Annotated in this window: 5 protein-coding genes and 1 tRNA gene; 5 read left to right on the top strand and 1 reads right to left on the bottom strand. The window is 72.7% G+C overall.

The window, feature by feature from the left end; genetic code table 11:
* Positions 1-528 precede the first annotated feature (528 nt).
* Both BU197_RS12500 and BU197_RS12505 read left to right on the top strand, forming a co-directional pair.
* Positions 529-2,184, top strand: coding sequence for a diacylglycerol kinase family protein (locus tag BU197_RS12500; protein WP_188268324.1), 1,656 nt, complete (start codon positions 529-531; stop codon positions 2,182-2,184).
* Positions 2,181-2,801 (top strand): phosphatase PAP2 family protein, encoded by a 621-nt coding sequence (locus BU197_RS12505; protein WP_223182994.1) that lies wholly within the window; start codon positions 2,181-2,183, stop codon positions 2,799-2,801. Before BU197_RS12500 ends, BU197_RS12505 begins: the two co-directional genes overlap by 4 nt.
* 286 nt (positions 2,802-3,087) lie before the next feature.
* On the opposite strand, the gene BU197_RS12510 is transcribed toward BU197_RS12505, so the two are convergent.
* On the bottom strand, positions 3,088-4,023 hold the full coding sequence (locus BU197_RS12510) for a sigma-70 family RNA polymerase sigma factor (protein WP_188268320.1): 936 nt from the start codon (positions 4,021-4,023) through the stop codon (positions 3,088-3,090).
* Positions 4,024-4,276: 253 nt separating this feature from the next.
* Here BU197_RS12510 and BU197_RS12515 point away from each other — a divergent pair, with 253 nt between their 5' ends.
* The 3 genes from BU197_RS12515 (at position 4,277) to BU197_RS12525 (ending at position 5,877) form a co-directional block, all read left to right on the top strand.
* Positions 4,277-4,870, top strand: a complete 594-nt coding sequence (locus tag BU197_RS12515) for a rhodanese-like domain-containing protein (RefSeq protein WP_188268321.1) — start codon at positions 4,277-4,279, stop codon at positions 4,868-4,870.
* A gap of 53 nt (positions 4,871-4,923) precedes the next feature.
* Positions 4,924-4,997, top strand: a tRNA-Met gene (locus tag BU197_RS12520).
* 139 nt (positions 4,998-5,136) lie between these two features.
* Positions 5,137-5,877 carry a MerR family transcriptional regulator gene (locus tag BU197_RS12525; RefSeq protein ID WP_188268322.1) on the top strand — a complete coding sequence of 247 codons (741 nt, stop codon included), beginning with the start codon at positions 5,137-5,139 and terminating at the stop codon, positions 5,875-5,877.
* Positions 5,878-6,000: the final 123 nt, after the last annotated feature.

Below are 6,000 nucleotides of genomic sequence, written 5' to 3' on the forward strand. Positions count from 1 at the left end.
CGAGTCTGACGCTTGTGGCGGCACCGGTCCACCCGGGTGAGACTCGCGGGTACATGGTTGTACCGGTGCAGTCTTGCACCCTATGGCCCTGGCGGCACTGCGCAGTGTGCAACGGCCGCTGGACAGCGCTCTGTGCGACTTCCGCAGCGACGCGGAGTCGGGGCGCGGCCTTCTGCTTGTGGACGCAATGTCCGCCGTCTGGGGTGTCACAGGACCGGTGGACGATGATCCGTCCCGTAAGCGGGTTTGGTCCGTTCTCGACGAACCTACGGATGGGGTGGTCGCCGCATGACGCCGGAACGCACTGCCCTTGGCTTCGCTACGACACGATCGCGGCCGTCGGCGACATCACCGGCGACGGCAAGGCGGATCTGGTTGCCCGGGACACCACCAGGGAGAGGAATGAAGTGCCGCAGTCCGGAAAGGTGCTCCGGGGCGAGGTGCGGGACGCTGGGAGTGCTCGTGGACGCGGATGTGAACGTGGACGTGGAGGTGGGGTCGGTGGTGGAGAGCGGGGCCGAGGACCCGATGCGGGTGCCCCGGGTGCTGGCCCGGTGCGCGGTGGGGGCGGCCCTCGCGGCCGTGCTCTTCCTGCTGACCGGGCTCGACGGCGGCGGGCTCGTGGTCCTGTTCAGCGGGTTCGTCGGGCTCGCCTGTTCGGCCGCGGGCATCTGGTGGTTCCTCGCGCACCGGGGGCCGCTGCGGCTGCTCGGCGCGCTCCTCGCCGTCGGCGCGCCCCTCGCGGTGCTGAGCCTGTACGTCGTCGGCGGGCTGTGGGCGACCGCGCTCGTCGCCCTCGCGCTGTGGGGCGTGGCCCTGCTCTGCGCACGGGCCTCGCTGCGACGGCTGCGGGCGCTGAACGGGGACGGCGAACGGACCGACCGCGCGCGGGGCGAGCGGCGGCCCCGGCCCCGCCGACCCGTCCTGATCATGAATCCGAAGTCCGGAGGCGGGAAGGTCGGCAGCTTCGGGCTCGTCGAGCGCGCCGAGCGGCTCGGCGCCCGGGTGATCCTGCTCGATCCGTCCGTCGAGACCGATGTCGCCGCCCTTGCCCGGGAAGCCGTCGCCGACGGCGCCGATCTGCTCGGGGTGGCCGGTGGCGACGGTACGCAGGCGCTGGTCGCCGCCGTGGCCGCCGAGCACGACCTGCCGTTCCTCGTCGTCTCCGCCGGGACCCGCAACCACTTCGCCCTCGATCTGGGGCTCGACCGGGCCGACCCCTCCGCCTGTCTCGACGCGCTCGTCGACGGCGAGGAACTCCGTGTCGACCTCGGCTTCGTCTCCGGCCGCCCCTTCGTGAACACCGTCTCCTTCGGGGTGTACGCGGATGTCGTCCAGCGCCCCGAGTACCGCGACGCGAAGGCGGGCACCGCCCTGGACGCCCTGCCCGATCTGCTCCAGGGCGGCGAGGGCGACCGGCTCGACGCGCTCGTCGACGGCTCCGCCCTCCCGGCCCAGCAGGCGCTGCTCGTCAGCAACAACCCGTACGCCGCGCCCGATCCCTTCGGCGCGGCCTCCGCCCGCCGCCCCCGGCTCGACAGCGGCGCGCTGGGCGTGATCGGCATCCGCGTGGACGGCGCCGCCCAAGCGGCCGAACTGGCGGTACGAGGCACCCAGGCGGCGGGCCTGAACGTCCTGACGGCCACCCGCGTCGAGGTGACGGGAAAGGTGGAGGGGGCGGGGTTGGGGTCGGGGCCGAGTTCGGGGTCGGGTGAGGGGCCGGGTTCGGGGTCGGGTTCGGCGGAGGGGCCCGCTGGTGGGTCCAGTGCGACTGGTAGGTCTGGTGGGTCTGGTGCGGCTGATGGGACTGATAGAGCTGGTGAGGCCAACGGGGCCAACAGGGCCAGTGCGGCTAGTGGGTCCGGTGCGGCTAGTGGGTCCGGTGCGGCTTGTGGGTCCGGTGCGGCTGGTGTGGCCAGTGGCTCGGCTGCCGGTCCCGCTGACGGGGACGGTGGTCCCTCCGTACCCCCGGTTCCCTCCGGCTCCATCGCCGTCGCCGTCGACGGGGAAGCCCTCACCCTGCCCACCCCCGTCGTCTGCGTCCTGAGGCCGCGCGCCCTGCGGGTCCTCGTGCCACGGCACCGGCCCGGGGCCGCCGACCCGCCACCGCCTCTGGACTGGCGGCGCGTCACCTGGCTCGCCTTCCATTCGGCCCACCACACCGCACCGAGGAGCGGCACATGACCGGCACCACCGGGACGACCACGACCGGACCCCTCCGGGCGGTCCTCCGGGATCTGCGCGCGATCGACGGCGCCGTGTACGCGGCCGTCGCCGCCACGCCCACCCCCACGCTCGACACGGGGCTGCGCAGGCTCTCCACCGCCGCCGACCACTCCAAGATCTCGTTCGTGGTGGCCGGCGCGCTCGCCCTGGCCCCCGGCAGGCCCCGCCGGGCGGCGCTCGCCGGGCTCGGGGCCGTCGCGGTGGCCTCGGCCTCGGCCAATCTGCTCGGCAAGCGGCTGGTCCGCAGGGCGCGCCCGGACCGCGAGGCGGCCCGGGTGGTGGTGAGCCGACATGTGCCGATGCCGGACTCGGCCTCCTTCCCCTCCGGGCACACCGCCTCGGCGGTCGCTTTCGCGACGGCCGTCGGCGTGGTGCTGCCCCCGGCCGCCGTGCCCCTCCACCTCCTCGCGATGGCCGTGGGCTACTCCCGCGTCCACACCGGGGTGCACTACCCGGGCGATGTCGCCGCAGGCGCCGTCCTCGGCGTCGGAAGCGCGGCCGTGTCCTTGGCGGCGGGGGCGTCCCTGATGTCGGCGGTCGGGGGGAACGGGGGTTCCCCGGGCGGGGGGAAGTGAGGGTCCCCCCCCCCGGGCGGAGGCCCCTGTCAGGGATCGCCTGTCAGGGGCTTGCAGGTCGGCCCCTCCCCGACAAGGGCCCCCACCAGACCTGCGGGGCTCCGGTCGGCCGGGGGCTCCAGACCGCCCCAAGGCCCCCAACCGTCCCAGGGCCCCCAACCGCCCCAGGTCGCCGACTGCCCCAAGTCACCCAACCGCCCCGAAGTCGCCAACCGCCCCAAGCCCCCGATTGCCCCGCCTCAGTACCACGCCCGCGCCAGCTCCTCAGCCCCCGATCGCCCCGCCCTCAGTACCGCGCCCGCGCCAGCTCCTCCTCCGTCAGGCCGAGCGCGGCGATGCGCTCCGGGTCCGCCAGGACGTGCAGTTCCACGATCCGGTCCCCGACGACCGTGAACGCCAGGAGCGAGCCGGGGCGGCCGTCCTTGACCGAGAGGACGGCGGGGGCGCCGTTGACGATCATCGGCAGGGAACCCGTACGGAACTTGGCGTACGTGAGGGCCTGGGCGATGACCGCCTCGGCGCCCCTGACGACCCGGGAGACCGACGCCAGGCTCCGGCCGCCGTCCGCGCGCAGCACCACGTCCGGGTCGAGGACGGCCAGTAGCCCCTCGAAGTCGCCGCCGTGCGAGGCGGCGAGGAACGCGTCGGCGATCTCGCGCTGGCGGCGCGGGTCGGGACCGGGGGCGGGCGCGGTGTCCCGGACGCGGCGCCGGGCGCGGCTGGCGAGCTGGCGGGTGGCGGCCGGGGTGCGGTCGACGACGGGTGCGATCTCGTCGAAGGAGACGGCGAACATGTCGTGCAGGACGAAGGCGAGCCGTTCGGCGGGGGCGAGGGTGTCCAGGACGACGAGCAGGGCCAGGCCGACGGACTCGGTGACCTCCGCCGCGTGCTCCGGGTCGGTGGTGTCGGCGACCCGGACGACCGGGTCGGGGACGTAGTACTCCAGCGGGTCCTCGCGGCGGGAGCCGCGCGAGCGCAGCATGTCGAGGCAGACCCGGCCGATGACGGTGGTCAGCCAGCCGCTGAGGTTGGCCACGTCGGCGACGTCGCTGCGGCTGAGCTTGAGCCAGGTCTCCTGGACGGCGTCCTCGGCCTCGCCGAGCGAGCCCAGCATCCGGTACGCCACCGCCCTGAGGTGGCGCCGGTCGGCCTCGAAACGCCTGGCCAGGAGTTCCTTGTCGTCGTGGTCCACTCGTCGCTCTCCCCGTTCGCGTACCGCCATGCCCGCATGACGGCCCTGACCTGATGAAGGCCCCTGATGACGGCCCTGCCTTCATGACGGATCGGACGGCGCCGATGTGACACCCGTGACGACCCCGTACGACGGCTGGAATCGAACATCAACGGCCGGCATCTCTTCGGTACGTGAGATCCACGCCCAGTAGGAAGCAGTGCCCGGGATTCACCGGCCAGTCCCACTCATCGCCGTGGATTCTCCCTTCAAGGTGGCGCTCGTCCTCCCTAAATTGATCACCATGACGACGACATCGACGCAGGTCAACCCCGCTGACCTGGTGAACCCGGCCGACACCGCCAACGCCGCCCACCCTGCCAACGCCGCCCACCCTTCCGACTCCGCTCGCCCGGTCGGCCCCGTCAATCCCGTACTCCGCGTTCCGCCCGCCCCGCCCGCCGCCGCTGCCGCGTACTTCTCCGCGAGCCTCGTCTTCCACGCCGACGTCTCCGACGTCGCCACCGTGCTCGCCGAGTCCGCCGCCGACGGGACCGATCCGGGCTTCGTGGTGCTCGACTCGCGGTCCACGGCCTCGTGGGACCAGGGGCGCGTACCCGGCGCGGTGCACCTGCCGACCGCGCTGATCCCCGAGCAGGCCGAGCGGCTGCTCGACCGGTCCGTGCCGGTCGTCACGTACTGCTGGGGCCCCGGCTGCAACGGCGCCACGCGCGCCGCGCTCGCCCTCGCCGAGCTGGGATTCCAGGTGAAGGAGATGCTGGGCGGCTTCGAGTACTGGGTCCGGGAGGGCTTCGCGTACGAGACCCCGGAAGGGCCCGCCGAACAGGCCGCCGACCCGCTCACGGCACCCGTCGGCACCGAGGCGTGCGGCTGCTGAAGGAAGCCGATTTCCACATCACCCCGGTCATGCCGTAGAGTCATGTTTACCGACGCGGGGTGGAGCAGCTCGGTAGCTCGCTGGGCTCATAACCCAGAGGTCGCAGGTTCAAATCCTGTCCCCGCTACTCAGTAGCACGAAGGCCCGGATCCATTCACTGGATCCGGGCCTTCGTCGTATGCCCGGAATCCCGGCCCCCTTGGTTCCGCAGGCGTCTCCGCCGGGCGCTTGACCTTGACGTAGCGTCAAGTTCTAGCGTTCTCGGCATGGAGTGGTCGATCCAGGAGATCGCCAGGAAGGCGGGCACCACCAGCCGCACCCTCCGGCATTACGGAGAGCGCGGACTGCTGGAGCCGAGCCGGATCGGCGCGAACGGTTACCGGTACTACGACCAGGCGGCGCTGGTCCGCTTGCAGCGCATCCTGCTCCTGCGCGAGCTGGGGCTCTCGCTCCCCGCGATCGCCGAGGTCCTCGCGGGGGAGCGGGACACGGCGGCGGCGCTGCGGACCCATCTCGCCCTTCTGGAGCAGGAAAGGGAGCGGCTCGGGCGCCGGATCGCGTCCGTGCGGACCACTCTCCACAAGACCGAGAACGGAGACGAACTCATGGCCGATGAAGTATTCGACGGCTTCGACCACACGGCGTACGAACAGGAGGTCGCCGAGCGCTGGGGGCGGGACGCCTACGCGACGGGCGACCGCTGGTGGCGCGGGCTCGACGCCGGGCAGCGCAAGGCGTTCCTCGACGAGCAGACGGGCATCGCCCGGGACTTCGCCCGCGCCCGGAAGGAAGGGCTCGCCGCCGACGCCGACGAGGTCCAGGAGATCGCCCGGCGCCAGGTCGTCTGGCTATCCGCCACCACGACCCCCACCAGGGAGTACGTGACCGGTCTCGGGCGCCTGTACGTCGACGATCCCCGTTTCGCCGCGCACTACGACAAGCACGGCGAGGGCACCGCCGTCCTCGTCAGGGACGCCCTGGAGATCTACGCGGAGCGAAACCTCTAGGGCCTGTTTCTCGGATCTCCTGACGTGGGTTGGGTGCTGGGTCCAGGGTGGATGTATGGGCCGTGGGGATCTGACGAATGCGGAGTGGGACCGGCTGGAGTCGTTCCTTCCGCGAGGTGGCAC

This window comes from Streptomyces sp. CBMA291 (genome assembly GCF_014596525.1).
In the GTDB taxonomy this organism is placed as follows: Bacteria; Actinomycetota; Actinomycetes; order Streptomycetales; family Streptomycetaceae; genus Streptomyces.